This is a genomic window from Microbacterium aquilitoris (assembly GCF_031932285.1).
GTDB lineage: Bacteria > Actinomycetota > Actinomycetes > Actinomycetales > Microbacteriaceae > Microbacterium > Microbacterium aquilitoris.
Genome location: NZ_JAUZVT010000002.1, coordinates 819,833 through 837,658, shown reverse-complemented (window position 1 = coordinate 837,658; position 17,826 = coordinate 819,833). Strand labels below are relative to the sequence as shown.

Below are 17,826 nucleotides of genomic sequence, written 5' to 3'. Positions count from 1 at the left end.
GCTACGCCGACGAGGACCGACCGGCCTCTGCGGGTTCCGGCTACTCGGGCAGGAGGTCGGGGCGACGCATCCTGGTGCGCTCGACCTGCTGATCGCGACGCCACTGCGCGACACGTCCGTGGTGACCGCTCAGCAGGACGTCGGGAACCTCGTACCCTCGCCAAGACGCGGGCTTCGTGTACGAGGGGTATTCGAGCAGCCCGTCCTCGTGCGACTCCTCGACGAGGCTCTCGGGGTTGCCGACAACGCCCGGGACGAGTCGCCCCACGGCTTCGATCATCGCCATGGCCGCGACTTCACCGCCGTTCAGCACGTAGTCTCCGAGGCTCACCAGGCGCACGCGGCCGATGGTCGCGGCGTACGAGAAGACGCGCTCGTCGATACCCTCGTACCGTCCGCAGCCGAAGACGATGTGCGGCTCGTGGCTCCACTCGCGGGCGAGGGACTGCGTGAACCGTTCGCCCGCAGGCGAGGGGAAGACGAAGAGCGGTCCGGATGCCGCATCCTCGGCGTCGTGACCTGCGGCGGCGATCTCATCCAGCGCCAGCGCCCAGGGTTCGGGCTTCATCACCATCCCGGCGCCACCCCCGTAGGGCGTGTCGTCGACGGTGCGGTGACGATCGGTCGTGTGCTCGCGGAGATCGTGGACGCGGATGTCGAGGAGGCCGGCTCCGCGCGCTCGACCGAGCAGCGAGACCTCCAGGACGTCGAAGAACGCGGGGAAGATCGTGACGACGTCGATGCGCACGTCAGGCTCCGCGGACGTCCTCATCGGCGACCTCGTCCGAGGATCCCCCGGAGTGGTCGTCGTCGGCGGGAAGCTCTTCGAACAAGCCTGGCGGCGGGGTGACGATCAGCCGGCCGGCAGCCATGTCCACCTCGGGAACGATGGCCTTCACGAAGGGGACGAGCACCTCGCGGTCGCCGTCCTGCGTCAGCTGGACTCCGAGGAGATCCTGGGCCGGGAAGTGGTCGACACGGACCACTTTGCCGACGACATCGCCGTCACGCACGACGTCGAGCCCAACGAGCTGGTGGTCGTACCAGGCGTCGTCTTCGACGACCGGAGCGGAGGCATCTTGCTCGATCCAGAGGATCGCCCGCACGAGGGACTCGGCCGCGCTGCGGTCGTCGATCCCCTCGAGGAAGACGACGGGGTGCGAGTTCATCCATTTGAACTCGCGGACGGTCACGGTCTTGCCGTGCCAGGGCGAGGACTCCGGGACCTGCAGCGTGAAGACGGCACCGGTGACGAAACGCCCGTCCGGGTCATCCGTGTAGAGCTCGAGCTTGAGGGCCCCCTTGAGACCGTGCGCCTTGACCAGGCGCCCGACACGCAACTGCGTTCGGGCCGACTTCGCCGACATCTCAGTCGTCCGCAACGTCGACGCGGACGCGCGAGCCGTCGGCCAGCGCGGAGATGAGGGTGCGCAGGGCTTTCGCCGTGCGTCCGCCGCGCCCGATCACACGACCCCGATCATCGGGGTGCACACGCACTTCGAGCACCTCACCGCGAGGCGAGGAGCTGGAAGCGATGGTGACGTCATCCGGGTGATCGACGATCCCCTTGACGATGTGTTCGAGCGCGGCGGCCAGCAAGGTCTTACTCGGACTCGGTCGCGTCGGCGGCCTCGGCGTCGGCGGCGGGCGCCTCGGCCTTCTTCTCGGCCTTCGGCTTGACGACCGACTTCTTCGACGAGTCGAGCTCGAAGGGAGCCTTCGGCTCGGCGGTCTTCACGGTCGAGACCGCGTCCTTGTCGCCCTTGAACTTGCCCCAGTCGCCCGTGAGCTTGAGGATGGCGGCGACCTGCTCGGTCGGCTGCGCGCCGACGGAGAGCCAGTACTGCGCGCGCTCCGAGTCGACCTCGATGAACGAGGGCTGCTCGGTGGGGTGGTACTTGCCGATCTCCTCGATCACGCGACCGTCGCGCTTGGTGCGCGAGTCGGCGACGACGATGCGGTAGTACGGCGCACGGATCTTGCCCATGCGCTTCAGACGGATCTTGACAGCCACAATTCTCCTGAATGGTGTTGCGAATGATGATGAACGTCGCCTGGAGCGTGGGGTGCACACCCGGCGGGAGCTCTGCGGTGGACCTCCGAGCCGGATAGAGGGTCGGGCAAGGCGGTCCAACCGTCCATTCTGCCAGATGGAGAGGGATGCCGCGAACCGCCGGATCGGCGTGCCACACTGGGCCGATGACGGTGACCTTCGCCACATCCGCCCGTTCGTCCGTCGGTATCGAATGGGAGATCATGTTGGCCGACAGGTCGACCGGTGATCTCGTGCCGGCGGCCCCCGGCATCCTCGACCAGGTCGAGGAGCAGACGCGGCACGAGCGGCACACGGTCACGGGCGAGCTTCTGACGAACACCATCGAGGTGACGAGCGGAGTCGGCGACACCGTCGCGGCGGCGGTGGACGACATCGGGGATGCGATCGATCTCGTCCGCACCGTCACCGATCCCCTGGGCATCGAGCTCCTGTGCGCCGGCAGCCACCCGTTCGCACGCTGGTACGACCAGCAGGTCACGGACAAGACGCGCTACCACAAGCTCATCGAGCGGACCCAGTGGTGGGGGCGCAACATGATGATCTGGGGCATCCACGTCCACGTCGGGGTGGAGGACGTGTCGAAGGTCTTCCCCATGATCAACGCGCTCTCGGCCTATCTCCCCCACCTCCAGGCGCTGTCCGCCTCGAGTCCGTTCTGGGCCGGCGACCGCACGGGGTACGCGTCCAACCGCGCCCTCGTCTTCCAGCAGCTTCCGACGGCGGGGCTCCCCTGGCCGCTGGAGTCGTGGGCAGAATACGAGGCCTACCTGGGCGACATGGAGCGCACGGGGGTCATGGCAGATGCGACCGAGGTCCGGTGGGACATCCGCCCGGCACCACGGTGGGGCACCATCGAGATCCGCGCGTGCGACGGCATGTCCACGCTCCCCGAACTCGCGGCGGTCGCCGCCCTCGTGCAGGTCCTCGCCGAGCACTTCTCGCGGATGCTCGACGAGGGACGGGCCCTCCCGACGATCCAGCCGTGGTTCGTCCGCGAGAACAAGTGGCGGGCCGCACGCTACGGACTGCAGGCCGACGTCATCATCGACCGCGAGGGGCGGCAGCGCCCCGTCGCCGACCATCTCCGCGAGATCGTCGACTCGCTCTCGCCCATCGCCGCGGAGCTCCACTGCGCGAAGGAATTCGCCGGCGTCGCGCAGATCCTCGACCAGGGCGCGAGCTACGAGCGACAGATCCGGGTGGCGGATGCCGCCGACGGCGACCTGCGCGAGGTGGTGCACCACCTCATCCGGGAATTCCGCGGCGGACCCAGCCTCCGGGACGTCGTCTCGGTCGGCTGAGCCGCTCAGCCCTTGCCGAAGAGCTTCTGGATCTCGGCGAGGTCGGCCTCGCTCGGCTGAGCGGGCGCGCCGAGCCCGAACCCGGAGCCGGATGCCCCGGCGCTCGCCGACGTGATGCCCGCGTTCTCGGCCGCGCGCTTGGCGGGATTGCCGGAGCGCGATCCGCCACCGCTCTTCTGCTTCTTCCCGCGCTTGCTCGAGGCACCCGGCTTGCCGCCGACGGCACCCATCCCCGGCATCGAGGGGACGCCGCCACGAGCCACGGTCTTCATCATCTTGGCCGCCTGATCGAAGCGCTGCACGAGCTGGTTCACGTCGGTGACCGTCATTCCCGAGCCGCGGGCGATGCGGAGGCGACGCGAGCCGTTGAGCACCTTCGGATTGCGGCGCTCTCCCGGCGTCATGGAGCGGATGATCGCCTCGGTCCGGTCGATCTCGCGCTCGTCGAAGTTCTCGATCTGCTGCTTCATCTGCCCCATACCGGGCAGCATCCCGAGCATCTTCTTCATCGAGCCCATCTTGCGGACCTGCTGGAGCTGCTCGAGAAAGTCCTCGAGCGTGAACTGCTCGGTCGCGAGCTTCTCAGCGACGCGCTGCGCCTCCTCCTCGTCGAACGCCTGCTGGGCCTGCTCGATGAGGGTGAGGATGTCGCCGAGGTCGAGGATGCGGCTCGCCATGCGGTCGGGGTGGAAGGGCTCGAGGTCGTCGAGGCCTTCACCCGTCGACGCGAAGATGATGGGGCGACCGGTCACGGAGGCCACAGACAGCGCGGCACCACCGCGTGCGTCGCCGTCGAGCTTGGAGAGCACGACACCGGTGAAGTCGACACCGTCCTGGAACGCCTTGGCCGTGTTCACGGCATCCTGACCGATCATCGCGTCGATGACGAAAAGGACCTCGTCCGGCGAGGTCGCCTTGCGGATGTCGGCGGCCTGCTTCATGAGCTCGGCGTCGACGCCGAGGCGGCCGGCCGTGTCGATGATCACGGTGTCGAACTGCTGACGTCGCGCGTGCTCGACGCCGTCCCGAGCGACCTTGACCGGGTCACCGACGCCGTTGCCCGGCTCGGGCGCGTAGATGGCCGCGCCGGCACGCTCCGCGACGACGGTCAGCTGGTTGACGGCGTTGGGGCGCTGGAGGTCGCACGCGACCAGGAGCGGAGTGTGACCGTCCTTCTCGAGCTGCTTGGCGAGCTTTCCCGCGAACGTCGTCTTACCGGACCCCTGGAGACCGGCCAGCATGATGACCGTGGGGGGCTGCTTGGCGAACTGCAGACGGCGCTGCTGCCCGCCGAGGATGGAGACGAGCTCCTCATTGACGATCTGGACGACCTGCTGAGCCGGGTTCAACGCCCGGCTGACCTCGTCACCGAGTGCGCGCTCGCGCACCTTGCCGGTGAACTCCTTGACGACCTGCAGTGCGACGTCCGCGTCGAGCAGTGCGCGACGGATCTCGCGCACGGTGCCGTCGATGTCGGCGGGCGACAGCTTCCCCTTCGTGCGGAGGTTGCGGAAGGTCTCGGTGAGACGATCGGAGAGCGTGCCGAAGGTAGCCATGATGGATCGAGTTTAGTCGAGAGAGCGGGAGTCCCCCGCCCGGCTGCGCGGGAGAGTGACCTCCGCCACCACCAGGGCGTGCGCCAGCTCCATCGCCAGCGTCGCACGGGGCACCCCGCCGCGCGCCCATCGTTCGATGGCGACCATCACGGCTCCGGCGTACGCCGCGCCGCACACCGCCGCCTCGACCTGATCGGCGCCGTGTGCGATGACGGATGCCGCGACGGCACGCGCGATCCTCGCGTGGCGCACCGCGGCGCCGCGCTCGAGCTCCTCGGTCAGTCCCATGGCCTCGGTGTTGACCAGAGCGAGGGCGAGACTGTCGGGCTCGAAGTCGCGGCACAGCGTCCTGAGAGCAGCGGCCGGGCCGCCGAACGGGACGTCGCCGCGGAGGCGGTCGATGCGCTCGTCCAGGGAGGACCAGAGGATCGCTTCCTTCGACTCGAAGTAGTTGAAGAAGCTGGACCGGCTCACGCCCGCGCGACGGGCGATGTCGGTGATCGAGGTCGCGTCGAAGCCGCGCTCGAGGAAGAGCTCGCAGGCCGCCTCGGACAGGACTCCCCGAGACGACGCGCGGGGCCGGCCGGACGTCATGCGACGAGCCTACCTGGGGCGTATTGTTGCACGCAGGCCAACAACTCCCGAGGAGGCTCACGTGCTCGAGATCCGAACGGTCGGCTTGTCGCCCGACCTCGTGCCCTACCGAGAGGGCTGGGCGTTGCAGCGTGAGTTGCACTCGGAAATCGTCGACGGCCGCCGCGGAGACACCCTGCTGCTCCTTGAGCACGACGCCGTCTACACCGCGGGCGCGCGCACCGCGGCCCACGAGCGGCCGATCGACGGCACGCCCGTCGTGGACGTGGACCGAGGTGGCAAGATCACGTGGCACGGGCCCGGCCAATTGGTGGGTTATCCGCTCGTCCGGCTTACGGAGCCCGTCGACGTCGTGGCTCACGTCCGTCGGCTGGAGGGCATCCTGATCCGCGTGACCCGATCCTTCGGCGTCCCGGGGATGCGCGTGGACGGCCGCAGCGGGGTGTGGGTCGAACACCGGGGAGCCGTCGAGAAGATCGCGGCGATCGGAGTCCGGGTGCAGGCCGGCGTCACGATGCACGGATTCGCCCTCAACTGCGACAACACACTCGAGCCGTTCAGCCGCATCATCCCGTGCGGGATCGCGGACGCCGGCGTCACGACCCTCAGCACGGTCCTCGGTCGGGACCTGACCCCCGCTGAGGTGCTGCCGACCGTCAGTGCGACGTTCGCCGAGGATTTCGGGGCGGAGGTCGCCGCATGAGCGGGTCGGCTTCGCCGGAGGGCCGTCGGATGCTTCGCCTGGAGGTCCGCAACGCGCAGACCCCGATCGAACGCAAGCCCGAGTGGATCCGGACGAAGGCCCGCATGGGCCCCGAATACCAGGCTTTGCAGACGCTGGTGAAGGACGAAGGCCTGCACACCGTCTGCCAGGAGGCGGGCTGTCCGAACATCTTCGAATGCTGGGAGGACCGGGAGGCGACGTTCCTCATCGGCGGCTCCCAGTGCACGCGCCGCTGCGACTTCTGCCAGATCGACACCGGCAAGCCGGCGGACTACGACACGGACGAGCCTCGGCGCGTGGCCGAGAGCGTCAGCCGTATGCGGTTGAGGTACGCCACCGTGACCTGCGTGGCGCGTGACGACCTCCCCGACGGCGGCGCCTGGCTGAACGCCGAGACCGTCCGCCGGATCCACGCGGACAATCCCGGAACTGGGGTCGAACTGCTCGCGACGGACTTCAACGGCGATCCGGGGCTCCTCGACGTCGTGTTCGAGGCTCGGCCGGAGGTCTTCGCCCACAACGTGGAGACGGTGCCGCGCATCTTCAAGCGGATCCGACCGGCGTTCCGGTACGACCGGTCGCTGGGCGTCCTGACCCGGGCACGGGATGCCGGATTGATCACGAAGTCGAACCTGATCCTCGGGATGGGTGAAGAGCGACACGAGATCGAAGAGGCCCTTCGGGATCTCCACGCCGCCGGCACCGACATCATCACGCTGACCCAGTACCTGCGCCCGACGCCCCGACACCTGCCCGTGGACCGTTGGGTCACGCCTCAGGAGTTCGTCGAACTCAGGGAACTCGCCGAGTCGATCGGTTTCCTGGGCGTTCTGGCGGGCCCGCTCGTGAGGTCGTCCTACCGGGCGGGCCGGCTGTGGGCACGATCGATGCGATCGAAGGGGCGGGCGATCCCGGCCGCCCTGGCGCATCTGGCCGCGGAGGCAGATGAGGCCGGCTTCGCCCAGGCGGTGTGACCGCTTCCTCCACATCTGCCTCCAGCGCGACGGTCTCCGCCGGATCGGCGCCGGCAGGACGTCGCGGAGCAGGGCGCCCGTACCTTCATCGGGATGCCGGACCCCGGCATCCCGATGAAGGAGAATCATGCGCACACCTCTCACCGTCACCGCCGCCCTCGGGCTGGCCCTCTCGGCGGCAGTCCTCCCCCACGTGACGGCCTCGGCGCCCACCGCGGAACCACCCGCCGACACCGTGGTCTCGGTCACCGGCGACGCGGAGAACGGCTTCGAGATCCACTACTACGACGGCTCAGCGGAGTACCCGCCCACCGATTCGGAGGCACTCGCCGAGTGCGGTGAGTACGACACCCGCATCGAGCGGGTGCGATGCCGTGTCGAAGTCCGCACGTGGTACCGCGACCTCGCGACGCTGCGGGACGCCCTCGAATGGGCCCACGCGTCGAAGGGGTGACGGGGTCAGTCGGCGCTGGTCACCGACTGCACCGCGCCGGAGACATCGAGGTTCACGAGAAGCACATCGTCGGTCGAGTCGGGGTCGAGCGCGTACTCGAGGACGGCGAACGGATCCTTGCCCCCGTGCTCGTCGGCGAGGATCGTCATGCTCATCAGCTGCAGGGAACGAATGACGTCCATGTGCGTGTCGCCGGAGACGTCCACGAGGAAGTCCTCGATGTCCTCCCCGAGAATCTCCTGCTGTTGCAGGATGAACTCGGTCACCTCGCTCGTCCGGTCGTCGAGCTCGGACACCATCGCGTTACGGGCCCGGAGGTCGATCGACTCGAGCGCGGCGATCATCGCGGCGGCCACGTCGAGGGCGTCGATGGAGACGTCATCCTGATCGGGCGCGGTCAGGTCGACGGTGACCCGCTGATCACCGAAGTCCACGACCTCAGACCAGAAGATCGACCCGTCGGGTCCGGACTCGAGGAGTCCGAAGTAGTCGTGCTCGATCGCCATGTCTCAATGAAACCAGCCTCGGGGCCCGCGCGCGACCGACTCGCTCAATCCACGAGCGCCGAAGCGAACACGTGAGGCGTGAATCCGGTCAGGTCGCCGACCCCCTCACCCTGCCCGAGGAGCTTCACCGGGATACCGGTGCGCTCCTGCACGGCGAGGACGAAGCCACCGCGAGCCGACCCGTCGAGCTTGGTGAGCACCAGGCCTGTGACACCCGCGTGCTCGAGGAACGCCTCAGCCTGCATCAAACCGTTCTGCCCCGTCGTGGCGTCGAGCACGAGCAAGACCTCGCTGATCGGAGCCTGCTTCTCGATCACCCGACGGATCTTCGTGAGCTCGTCCATGAGACCCGCCTTGGTGTGCAGCCGACCCGCCGTGTCGACCAGGACGATCTCGGTCCCGGTGCGGATCGCGTAGTCGATCGTCTGGAACGCGACGGATGCCGGGTCCTGCCCCTCCTGCTGAGGCCGCACGATCGCCGCCCCGCCGCGCTCGGCCCACGTGGCGAGCTGGTCGACGGCCGCAGCGCGGAAGGTGTCGGCTGCGCCGACGACGACGCTTCGGCCGAAGCGCCGGAGGTAGTGGGCGAACTTGCCGATCGTCGTCGTCTTACCGACCCCGTTCACGCCGACCACGAGGACGACGGCCGGACGCTCGCTGAGGCGGAGGGTCGTGTCGAACTTCGCGAAATGCTCCTCGAGGGTCTCGCGCAGCATCCGCTGGAGGTCCTTCGGATCCGTGGTCCGGAACCGTTCCACCTTCTCGCGGAGCTCGTCGACGATGCGCTCCGTGACGTCGGGACCGAAGTCAGCCGTCAGGAGAGCCGTCTCGAGGTCCTCCCACGTGTCGTCATCGATCGTCGGCTTGACGAACAACCCGCGCAGTGCGCGACCAAGGGACCAGGAGCTCTCCGCCATGATCCCAGGCTAGTTGACCGGATCAGCCCTTCTCGCAGGCGATGCCGTCCTTGTCGCGGTCCATCTTCTTGTTGGCGTTGTACAGCGCCGTCGAGAACGTCGGCCGCACCCCGAAGGCCCGCTTCTTCCCGTGGACCTTGTTGTGGGTGACGCCGGCCTTCGCGACACCGCCCCGATGCACCTTGTTGAGCGCCGTACAGTTCTTGTAGGTCTTCACGACGGGCTTCGCCGCCGGGACCATCCGCGCCGCCGTCACCGACGCCGCCGGCCCCGGTGCTGCGACGGCTGCCGCCGCCGGTGCTCCCGCCAGCCCGACGGCCAGAACTGCGATCATCGCCATCCGGCGCACGCTCGTACGAACCTTCATTCCCACCCCTGTCGATCGTGTGGGATACGTCGTGTTCCCCCGCTCACAGGCTACACACAGGACGCGGTCGATCACGCCGTCGCGCGCTCGCGCACCCGCTGTCCCACGACGGCCGAGACGCCGTCCTGCCTCATCGAGACGCCGTAGAGCGCATCAGCGATCTCCATCGTCCGCTTCTGATGAGTGATCACGATCAGCTGGCTCGACTCCCGGAGCTGCTCGAACACCCCGAGCAGTCGACCCAGGTTCGCGTCGTCGAGCGCCGCTTCCACCTCGTCGAGGATGTAGAAGGGACTCGGTCGCGCTTTGAAGATGGCGGTGAGCAGGGCCACGGCGGCGAGAGAACGTTCACCGCCCGAGAGGAGCGAGAGTCGTTCGATCTTCTTCCCGACGGGGCGCACGGCCACATCGATCCCCGTCGTCAAGGGGTTGTCCGGATCGGTCAGGGAGATCGATCCCGTGCCTCCCGGGAAGAGGATGGGGAAGACCTCGCCGAACGCGACCTTCGTGTCCTCGAATGCCGCAAGGAAGATCGTTTGCATCCGCTCGTCGAGCTCCTCGATGATCGTCAGCAGATCCGTCCGGGTACGGACGAGATCGTCGAGCTGAGCAGTGAGGAAGGAGTGCCGCTGCTCGAGCGCCGCGAACTCCTCCAACGCGAGCGGGTTCACGCGTCCGAGCTGCGAGAGCTTGCGTTCCGCCTCCTGGAGTCGGCGTCGCTGAGCGGCCCGATCGAACGATTCAGAGGCCCCCTCGTCCGAGGTGGGGATGGGGACATCCGGACCGTATTCCGCGAGGAGAATACTCTCGTCGAGACCGAGTTCAGACTGGACCCGCTCGAGGAGGCTCTGCACGTGAAGACGCTTCTCGTGCATCTGCAGCTCGAGACCGTGCACCGACTCGGTGACCCGCGACAACCGCTCGCGGACCCCCGCATCCTCCTTGCGGAGCTCCGCCAGTTCCGCCGTCAAGGCCGTTCTCGTCTGCTCCGCACGCTCCAGCTCGACCCGTGCTTGCGCTGTTGATCGATCGATCGAGTCGAGGACGGGCGGCAACGCGGCCACGACCTCCGATGCAACGGCGCGCTGCGCCCGTCGGACCACGGCGCGCCGTGCCGCGGCTTCGGCGGCTGCACGCTCGCGCTCACGCTGGCGCTCGAGCTGGGCGACGCGCGACTCGGCCGCGCGGACACGCTCGCGGAGGGTCTCGACGTCGAGGCGCGTATCCATCTCACGCGTCCGAGCCGACTCGAGCGCGTCGAGCAGGCCGTCGCGAGCCGACGCGTCGAGGATCGGCCGCGGTGACTCCTCGGCGGCGCGATACGCCTCCCCCGCGGCCCGGGCGGCCGTCTCGGCGTCTCGGGCCGCGGCCTCGGCTTGGCGGAGCCCGGCGTCGAGACGTTCGCACTCGGCGGCGGCGGATTCGAGGCGGACGGTGGCCCGGTTCATCTGCTCCGCGTGAGCCGCGAGGGCGGAGTCGTGCTCGCGGAGCGCGGTCAGCGTCTCGCGGGTGCGCTGACGCGCGGCATCCCACCGGGCCTGGGCGTCGGTGAGGGCCTCCCGCAGCGAATCGGCGACCACCGTGACCTCGGTGAGTCTCTCGCTCGCGGCATCCCGCTCGGCGCCGAGTTCGATGCGCGACCGGGACTGTCCGGATCCGGCTTGGACGGTGCTGGCCGTGACGGTCTCGCCTGCGCGCGTCACGACGATCACGTGGACGCCCGAGTCCGCCGCGGTCCGCGCTGCGACGTACGCGTCTTCGAGGTCTGCGGTGATTGCCACCCCCGCGAGGGCGGCGCGAACACCCGAGGGCGCGTCGACCACGTCGGCGGCCCAGGTCCACTCCCCGGGCAGCGCTGGTCGGGGCGCGGCGGCGCCGTCCGCCACCGCGATGTCGACCACGCCGAGGTCGTGCTCGCGGACAGTCTCGACGACGCCTCTGGCGGTCTCGAGGTCGTCCACCAGGACGCCATCGGCAAGCGCACCGAGCGCTGCGGCGACCGCCGCTCCGAAGCCCGGCGTGACCCGGATGGCATCGCTGACGATTCCACGGATGCCGGGGCCTCCGCGGTCGACGACCGCGGCCGCCGCATTCCGTATGTCGAGGGCTCGACCGAGCGCTGCCGTCTCTGCGAGGAGGGACTCCCGTTCGCGTTCGGCGGCGTGTAGCCGTTCGCGGATCCCGCCCACCCCGCTCTCGGCCTCCGTCGCCTCCCGCTGCGCGCGATCGTATGCGGCCGCGAACTCCGCTGCGGAGTCCGCGGGTCCTTCCGACGCGGGCTCGATCTCGTCGAGAGCCGCTTCGGCCTCGTTCCGACGTTGCTCCGCGGCATCGAGCGCGCGCTGCTGACGTTCCACCGCGGCGCGCAGTGCCTCCGCTTTCGATGTGGCGGCCTCGAAACGCCCGCGCAGGGATGCGAGCCGCATGTCGTGTTCCGAGACGAGGGCGCTCTGGGCGGCGATGTCCGTGTCGAGGGCATCAAGCTCGGCGCGGGCGCGGATGACCTCGCGAGCCGCGGCAGCAGCGGCATCCTGCGCAGTGCCCAATCCGGAGCCGATCTCGTCGATCTCCGCGCGCGCCTCGTCGATGACCGCTTGGGTGACCGTCGCGCCGGCCTCGACGGGCTGCGTGTCGTCCTCGAGAAGCGACAGACGCTGTCCGGCCAGCGAATAGAGCCCGCGGAGCCGCTCCTGAACGCGGCCGAGCTCGAACGTGATCGCGCGAGCGCGGTCGACCGCCTCGGCACGCTGGTCGTTCTCGAGCTCTTCGATGCGGCGGCGGAATCCCTCGGCGCGATCCTGCAGCACCAGTCGCTCGGCGTGACGCTCCTGCTCGTTCTGCGAGTGATCGGCCAGTTCGGCGCGGAGCCGCGCGAGCTCGTCCGCGTGCAGTCGTGCCTTCGCGTCGCGGACGACGGCGGCGATCGTCGCGGCTTCACGGGCGATCTCGGCCTGCTTGCCGAGCGGTTTGAGCTGTCGGCGGAGTTCACCGGCGAGGTCGCTGAGCCGCGTGAGATTGGCCTCCATGGCATCGAGCTTGCGGAGGGTCTTCTCCTTGCGGCGGCGATGTTTGAGGATGCCCGCCGCCTCTTCGATGAAGCCACGTCGATCCTCGGGGCTCGCCTGGAGAACCGTGTCGAGGCGCCCCTGACCGACGATGACATGCATCTCACGGCCGAGACCGGAGTCGCTCAGGAGCTCTTGGACGTCGAGAAGCCGGCAGGTCTCGCCGTTGATGGCGTATTCGCTCGACCCGTTCCGGAACAGCGTCCGGCTGATCGTCACCTCGCTGTACTCGATCGGGAGGACACCGTCGGAGTTGTCGATCGTCAACTGCACTTCCGCGCGACCGAGGGGACCACGGGTCGCGGTGCCCGCGAAGATGACGTCCTCCATCTTGCCGCCGCGGAGCGTTTTCGCCCCCTGCTCCCCCATCACCCAGGCGAGCGCGTCGACGACGTTCGACTTACCCGACCCGTTGGGGCCGACGATGCACGTCACCCCGGGCTCGAGGGCGAACGTCGTAGGCTGCGCGAAGGATTTGAACCCCTTGAGCGTCACGCTCTTCAGGTGCATGAGGGGCCTCCGGTGTCGTCGTCGCGTCCACGCTAGCGGACGAATCGTCGCCGTCTCTTGACGGCGCGCCCGGGGCGACGCTAGTGTCGGGGCTCGCGTCAGAAGTCCGAGAAAGGAGGTCCTCGACATGATCATCGACATGATGCCCACTGGAGAAGCGTTCATCGCGTTCCCGTTCGCCTCGGGGACCGTCTCCTTCGGCGCCGCTGCGGACACCCGCGCTCACACCGGCCACTAACCGCCGCCTCACGTGAGCTCCGTCTTCGGACGGAGTGTGCCTCCCTGCCCCCGGACGTTCCGCGTCCTCTCCACCCCGTGTTCGCCGGGCCACCGGCCCCGGACACGGACGTGCTCCTTCGTGCTGCGGCACGATACTCCGCCGCGCTCGCGGCACCTCACTGCAACGATCGAAATGAGATCACCTCATGCGCACTCTCACCGCGCCGCAGCGCACCTCGGCGGTCATCGCCGCGCTGCAGCATCCCACCCCGACGGGCATCACCGCCCGTCAGACGATCATCGACCGACTGGCCTTGCGGCTCGCGTTGGCACTGCTCCTGTGGAGCACCCGTCCCGGCGCCGATCGCGAACAGATCGACTCCCGCCGCCGAGAGCGGCTCGCCCGCGATGCGCGCGAAGCCGAATGGGACCGCCGCCGTGCGCTCCTCGCCCCGCGTCGATGACCCCCTCGGGGGCTGCGACACCGTCGCAGCCCCCGACCACACACCGTCCCGGAAGAAGACCATGACGACCGCACCCTACGAACTCCGTCCCCTTACCGTTCCCGCATCCGTCGATGCGCCCGACGCCGCCGACTTCCTCGCGATGGTCGACGTCCGTAACGAGATCTATCGAGAGATCAGCGACAACGACGACGAAGCCGCGACCGCGGCGCAGCTGTTGCCGCACTTCCAGGAGAACCCCGACAACGACAAGCGCAGCTGGATCGTCATCGTCGGCGACGACGTCGTCGGCCGGGTCATCGTCGACATCCCCGCAGAGGCGGGGTCGCAGGTCGCCTACTGGATCATCGAGCTCCTCGAGCGCGTCCAGGGTCGAGGCATCGGCAGCGAGCTTCTCGGCGTCGTCGAGGACACCGCGCGGAAGGCGGGTCGCACCGTCCTCGAGTCCTGGGCGGAGCATCCCGAACCGCACCCCGGGGCCCCGACGGAACGACTGGCCGCTCCCACCGGCTTCGGGACCATCCCGCTCGATCGTCCGGCGCGCTACTACCGGCGCCACGGCCACACCCTCGAACAGGTCGACCGCAAGAGCATCCTCGAGATCGAGCCGTCGTTGTCGACGGTCACGGCGATGCAGGCAGAGGCGTTGGTTCACGCGGCCGGCTACCGGGTCGAGCAATGGACGCTGCCCGTGCCGGACCGGTACCGGGAGAGCTTCGCGTGGGCGAAGTCCCGCATGTCTACGGATGCTCCGGCCGCCGGCCTCGAGGTGGACGAGGAGGTATGGGATCTCGAACGCCTCGGACGGCACGAGGCTCGCTACCTCGAGGCCGGACAGACCGTGCTGGTCACCGCGGCGGTCCACGAAGCCTCCGGTCAGGTGGTCGCCTTCAACGAGCTGTGTTCCGGCGCGGACCCGACCGCGACAAGCCAGCAGATGGACACCCTGGTGCTCCGCGAACACCGGGGACACCGACTCGGGCAGCTCATCAAGTGCGCCGGGATCCTCCGCTGGCGGGAGATCGCACCCCAGTCACCGAGGATCATCACCTGGAACGCCGAGGAGAACCGTCCCATGCTCAGCATCAACGAGGCGATCGGGTTCGCACCCGCCGCGTACATCGGAGCGTGGAAGAAGGTGTTCGGCTAGCCCCGGCGCTGACACCTGGGGCAGTAGTGGCTCGAGCGGTTGGTGAAGCTCACGCGGACGATCGGTGTGCCGCAGCGGGGACAGGCTTCGCCGGTGCGGCCGTACGCGTTGAGGGAATGGGCGAAGTAGCCCGCCTGCCCGTTGACGTTCACGTACTGTGCGTCGAAGCTGGTCCCCCCTTCGGCGAGGGCTCGGTGCAGCACTGCCCGAACCTCGTCGAGGAGCCTGCGCACCACTCGTGACGAGAGGTCGTCAGCCGAGCGCTCCGGGTGGATCCGCGCCGCCCAGAGCGACTCGTCCGCGTAGATGTTCCCGATGCCGCTCACCACGGTCTGGTCGAGCAGCACCCGTTTGATGGCCGAACGCGTGCGTGCCAACCGGGCACGGAACACGGTCTCCTCGAAAGCGGGGTCGAGGGGGTCCCGCGCGATGTGCGCCACCTGAGTCGGGACCAGGGGTGCCTCGCTCCCCCAGCCGCCGGCCGCGGCGTCAGGTGTGGGGATCAGCCGGTCCAGGGCCAGCGAGCCGAAGGTGCGCTGATCGACGAAGACCACAGCGACATCGGCATGGGTGGGATGCCGGATGTCGAACCGGATCCGTTCGTGGCGGAGCTCCGGCGTCCCCGAGGAGCGCAGCAGCATCTGGCCGCTCATACCGAGGTGACCGACGATCGCCTCGGACTCGGCGCGCCCGTCGGCGTCGCCGAGCGGCATCCACAAGAACTTGCCGCGACGGACGACGGCGTCCACCCTCCGCCCGGTCAGGCGGTGCTCGAAATCTGCTGCACTGCCATCGTGTCGGGTCAGCGATCGCGGATCGAGGACCGTGACGGCCTCGATCCGCGAGCCAGCCAGGGCGGGGGCGAGGCCCGCGCGGACGACCTCGACTTCGGGGAGCTCGGGCACGTCTGCTCAGGACCGAGCCGACAGCTCGCGCCAGACGGCGAGAGCAGCCGCCATCTCGGCCTGCTTCTTGCTGGAGCCGCGGCCGCTTCGTGACACATCGCCGACGGCGACGGTCGCGGTGAACACCCGGTGGTGATCGGGCCCCTCGGCTTCGACGCTGTACGAAGGGACCGGACGCCCGGATCGCGCCGCGAGCTCTTGGAGCGCCGTCTTCGGGTCCATCGCCGCACCGTAACGCTCGGGATCCGCCATCAGCGGCGACACCAGGCGGAGGACGAGTGCGGTGGCCTCCTCGATTCCCGCAGACAGATAGGCGGCGCCGATGAGCGCCTCCGTCGTGTCGGCGAGGATGGAGTCCTTGTCGCGTCCGCCGGTCTGGTCCTCACCGCGGCCGAGCCGCAGATGAGTTCCGAGCCCCATTCCGCGGGCGACCTCCGCCAACGCGACCGTCGACACCACGCTCGCACGACGCTTGGCCAACGACCCTTCGTCGAGGTCGGGGTGCGAGCGGTAGAGATGGACGGTCACCGCCATCCCGAGGATGGAGTCGCCGAGGAACTCCAGACGCTCGTTGTGAGCGATGCCTCCGTGCTCGTAGGCGTACGACCGGTGGGTGAGCGCAAGCGACACAAGCTCGGGGTCGATGTCGACCCCGAGCTTGTGTGTGAGCACCGAGTGATCGGTGGTGGCGTCTGTCACGACGCGCCGATCAGATGTCGGCGACCTTGCGGCCCTTGTATTCGAGGAACAGCTCCGTGCCCTGCGAGTCGGTGACGACCTTCGCCTGGTGGGGACGGCTGTAGACGACCTTGCCGTTCTCGATGGTCTTGACGAGCGTGGGGGCCTCGGCCTTCCACTGCGCGCGACGCGAACGGGTGTTGGAGCGGGAGACCTTCCGCTTCGGGGGGTTACCTGCCATGGTCAGCTCTTCTCTGTGTCGTCGGCGGCGGGGCGTGATGCTTCGCCGTCGTGGTCTGTGGGTGGGGCCGACAAGGCGGCCAGCGCAGTCCAGCGCGGGTCGATCTGAGTCTCCGTGACCGGTGCTTCGGTCAGCTTCTCACCCGTGGACGGATCAAGTCCGGGGCAGTCCGGCTGACACACCGGCTGGAACGGAAGCGACAGGACGATCGCATCCCTGACTCCTGTTTCAAGATCCACGTGGTCGTCTTGAACCTCGAAGTCAGTCGCTTCGTCCCCAGAATACCCGAAGAGCTCCTGAAACTCGACTTCGAGGGGGCGTGTCAGGTCCGTGAGGCACCGGCTGCACTGTCCGTCGTAGGTCGTGGAGATCTCCGCGGTGACGAGGATGCCCTCGTGGACGGATTCCAGACGAGCGTCGACATGGACGTCTTCACCCGCCGGAACCCAGGCGAGTCCCTCGCCCCATTTCTCGGCGACAGGCACCGTCAGCTCGAATTCGCGCATCTCCCCGGGAGCCCGGAGGATGTCGCGGACGGGAAGGACGAAGGGACCGCTCACACGCTTTCTGACCACGGTCGTCCATCGTACGCGTGACGGGGAGCTCCCGGGCCGGATCAGCCTTCGCGAGCACCGGTGTCGAGGAATCGAGCCACCGGCGCGGGCACGAACGGCGACACATCCCCGCCGAGCGATGCCACCTGACGCACGAGCGAACTGGACACCAGGGCGTGAGCGGGGTCGGGCAACAGGAACACGGTCTCGATGTGCGCAAGATGCCGGTTCACGATCGCCATCGGGGTCTCGTAGGCGACGTCGACTTGGGAGCGGATCCCCTTGACCAGGACTCCGGCGCCGACGTCGGTCGCATAGTCGACGAGGAGGCCGACGCTCCAGGCGGCCACGATGACGTCGCCGTCGATGTCGCTCTCGGAGATCGACTGTTCGAGGAGCGACAGTCGCTGAGCGATCGGCAGCATCGCCTCTTTGCCGGGGTTGTGCACGACGAGCACGTGCAACTGGTCGTAGAGGGCTGCGGCGCGCCGGATGACGTCGAGATGCCCGAGCGTCGGCGGGTCGAACGACCCCGGCACCACGGCGATCCGGTTGTTCATGCCGTCGAGCCTAACGACAGAGAGCCCGCGC

The 17,826-nt window shown here is 68.7% G+C and carries 21 protein-coding genes; 6 read left to right on the top strand and 15 right to left on the bottom strand.

Annotated elements, in window-relative coordinates:
• Nucleotides 1–40 precede the first annotated feature (40 nt).
• Genes trmD through rpsP form a run of 4 tightly spaced genes read right to left on the bottom strand, consistent with a single transcriptional unit; the run spans nucleotide 41 to nucleotide 2,014 of the window.
• The gene (gene trmD / locus Q9S78_RS10855; protein WP_311870703.1) at nucleotides 41–748 is read right to left on the bottom strand and encodes a tRNA (guanosine(37)-N1)-methyltransferase TrmD; all 708 of its coding nucleotides are present in this window, start codon (nucleotides 746–748) and stop codon (nucleotides 41–43) included.
• A gap of 1 nt (nucleotide 749) precedes the next feature.
• Complete coding sequence (gene rimM, locus Q9S78_RS10850) at nucleotides 750–1,367, bottom strand: ribosome maturation factor RimM (protein ID WP_116229036.1); 618 nt, start codon at nucleotides 1,365–1,367, stop codon at nucleotides 750–752.
• Between the two features lies 1 nt (nucleotide 1,368).
• Nucleotides 1,369–1,599, bottom strand: a complete 231-nt coding sequence (locus Q9S78_RS10845; RefSeq protein ID WP_018188045.1) for an RNA-binding protein — start codon at nucleotides 1,597–1,599, stop codon at nucleotides 1,369–1,371.
• 4 nt (nucleotides 1,600–1,603) lie between these two features.
• Nucleotides 1,604–2,014, bottom strand: a complete 411-nt coding sequence (rpsP, locus tag Q9S78_RS10840) for a 30S ribosomal protein S16 (RefSeq protein WP_020097209.1) — start codon at nucleotides 2,012–2,014, stop codon at nucleotides 1,604–1,606.
• Nucleotides 2,015–2,199: 185 nt separating this feature from the next.
• On the opposite strand from rpsP, the gene Q9S78_RS10835 reads away from it, so the two are divergent.
• The gene (locus tag Q9S78_RS10835; protein ID WP_116229035.1) at nucleotides 2,200–3,357 is read left to right on the top strand and encodes a glutamate--cysteine ligase; all 1,158 of its coding nucleotides are present in this window, start codon (nucleotides 2,200–2,202) and stop codon (nucleotides 3,355–3,357) included.
• Nucleotides 3,358–3,362: 5 nt separating this feature from the next.
• Here the strand turns inward: Q9S78_RS10835 and ffh are convergent, their stop codons facing one another.
• Entirely contained in the window at nucleotides 3,363–4,913 is a 1,551-nt protein-coding gene (gene ffh / locus Q9S78_RS10830; protein WP_116229034.1) for a signal recognition particle protein, read from the bottom strand.
• 12 nt (nucleotides 4,914–4,925) lie between these two features.
• Nucleotides 4,926–5,507, bottom strand: a complete 582-nt coding sequence (locus tag Q9S78_RS10825; protein WP_311870207.1) for a TetR/AcrR family transcriptional regulator — start codon at nucleotides 5,505–5,507, stop codon at nucleotides 4,926–4,928.
• A gap of 61 nt (nucleotides 5,508–5,568) precedes the next feature.
• On the opposite strand from Q9S78_RS10825, the gene lipB reads away from it, so the two are divergent.
• From lipB to Q9S78_RS10810, 3 genes are all read left to right on the top strand, one after another.
• Nucleotides 5,569–6,210, top strand: coding sequence for a lipoyl(octanoyl) transferase LipB (gene lipB / locus Q9S78_RS10820; protein ID WP_116229032.1), 642 nt, complete (start codon nucleotides 5,569–5,571; stop codon nucleotides 6,208–6,210).
• Nucleotides 6,207–7,205, top strand: a complete 999-nt coding sequence (gene lipA, locus Q9S78_RS10815) for a lipoyl synthase (RefSeq protein ID WP_181900456.1) — start codon at nucleotides 6,207–6,209, stop codon at nucleotides 7,203–7,205. The genes lipB and lipA overlap by 4 nt, the downstream gene beginning before the upstream one ends.
• Nucleotides 7,206–7,332: 127 nt before the next feature.
• The gene (locus tag Q9S78_RS10810; RefSeq protein WP_018188052.1) at nucleotides 7,333–7,659 is read left to right on the top strand and encodes a hypothetical protein; all 327 of its coding nucleotides are present in this window, start codon (nucleotides 7,333–7,335) and stop codon (nucleotides 7,657–7,659) included.
• A 5-nt stretch (nucleotides 7,660–7,664) separates the two neighbouring features.
• On the opposite strand, the gene Q9S78_RS10805 is transcribed toward Q9S78_RS10810, so the two are convergent.
• From Q9S78_RS10805 to smc, 4 genes are all read right to left on the bottom strand, one after another.
• Nucleotides 7,665–8,165 (bottom strand): DUF2004 domain-containing protein, encoded by a 501-nt coding sequence (locus Q9S78_RS10805; protein WP_018188053.1) that lies wholly within the window; start codon nucleotides 8,163–8,165, stop codon nucleotides 7,665–7,667.
• Between the two features lie 44 nt (nucleotides 8,166–8,209).
• Entirely contained in the window at nucleotides 8,210–9,082 is an 873-nt protein-coding gene (ftsY, locus tag Q9S78_RS10800) for a signal recognition particle-docking protein FtsY (protein WP_116229029.1), read from the bottom strand.
• 22 nt (nucleotides 9,083–9,104) lie between these two features.
• A complete protein-coding gene (locus tag Q9S78_RS10795; protein WP_311870206.1) occupies nucleotides 9,105–9,422 on the bottom strand; it encodes an excalibur calcium-binding domain-containing protein in 318 nt (105 codons plus the stop codon).
• A 98-nt stretch (nucleotides 9,423–9,520) separates the two neighbouring features.
• Nucleotides 9,521–13,024 (bottom strand): chromosome segregation protein SMC, encoded by a 3,504-nt coding sequence (gene smc, locus Q9S78_RS10790; protein ID WP_311870205.1) that lies wholly within the window; start codon nucleotides 13,022–13,024, stop codon nucleotides 9,521–9,523.
• 425 nt (nucleotides 13,025–13,449) lie between these two features.
• On the opposite strand from smc, the gene Q9S78_RS10785 reads away from it, so the two are divergent.
• Both Q9S78_RS10785 and Q9S78_RS10780 read left to right on the top strand, forming a co-directional pair.
• Nucleotides 13,450–13,707 (top strand): hypothetical protein, encoded by a 258-nt coding sequence (locus Q9S78_RS10785; RefSeq protein WP_018188058.1) that lies wholly within the window; start codon nucleotides 13,450–13,452, stop codon nucleotides 13,705–13,707.
• Nucleotides 13,708–13,768: 61 nt separating this feature from the next.
• Nucleotides 13,769–14,857, top strand: coding sequence for a GNAT family N-acetyltransferase (locus Q9S78_RS10780; RefSeq protein WP_311856845.1), 1,089 nt, complete (start codon nucleotides 13,769–13,771; stop codon nucleotides 14,855–14,857).
• Here the strand turns inward: Q9S78_RS10780 and mutM are convergent.
• The 5 genes from mutM to coaD are packed head-to-tail and all read right to left on the bottom strand — an operon-like array spanning nucleotide 14,854 to nucleotide 17,795.
• Nucleotides 14,854–15,762 (bottom strand): bifunctional DNA-formamidopyrimidine glycosylase/DNA-(apurinic or apyrimidinic site) lyase, encoded by a 909-nt coding sequence (mutM, locus tag Q9S78_RS10775; RefSeq protein ID WP_116229026.1) that lies wholly within the window; start codon nucleotides 15,760–15,762, stop codon nucleotides 14,854–14,856. The genes Q9S78_RS10780 and mutM overlap by 4 nt on opposite strands.
• A 6-nt stretch (nucleotides 15,763–15,768) precedes the next feature.
• Nucleotides 15,769–16,461 carry a ribonuclease III gene (gene rnc / locus Q9S78_RS10770; protein WP_020097200.1) on the bottom strand — a complete coding sequence of 231 codons (693 nt, stop codon included), beginning with the start codon at nucleotides 16,459–16,461 and terminating at the stop codon, nucleotides 15,769–15,771.
• A gap of 10 nt (nucleotides 16,462–16,471) precedes the next feature.
• Entirely contained in the window at nucleotides 16,472–16,681 is a 210-nt protein-coding gene (gene rpmF, locus Q9S78_RS10765; protein WP_018188062.1) for a 50S ribosomal protein L32, read from the bottom strand.
• A gap of 2 nt (nucleotides 16,682–16,683) precedes the next feature.
• Nucleotides 16,684–17,241, bottom strand: a complete 558-nt coding sequence (locus tag Q9S78_RS10760) for a YceD family protein (protein ID WP_018188063.1) — start codon at nucleotides 17,239–17,241, stop codon at nucleotides 16,684–16,686.
• A 56-nt stretch (nucleotides 17,242–17,297) separates the two neighbouring features.
• Nucleotides 17,298–17,795 (bottom strand): pantetheine-phosphate adenylyltransferase, encoded by a 498-nt coding sequence (coaD, locus tag Q9S78_RS10755; RefSeq protein WP_018188064.1) that lies wholly within the window; start codon nucleotides 17,793–17,795, stop codon nucleotides 17,298–17,300.
• Nucleotides 17,796–17,826 lie beyond the last annotated feature (31 nt).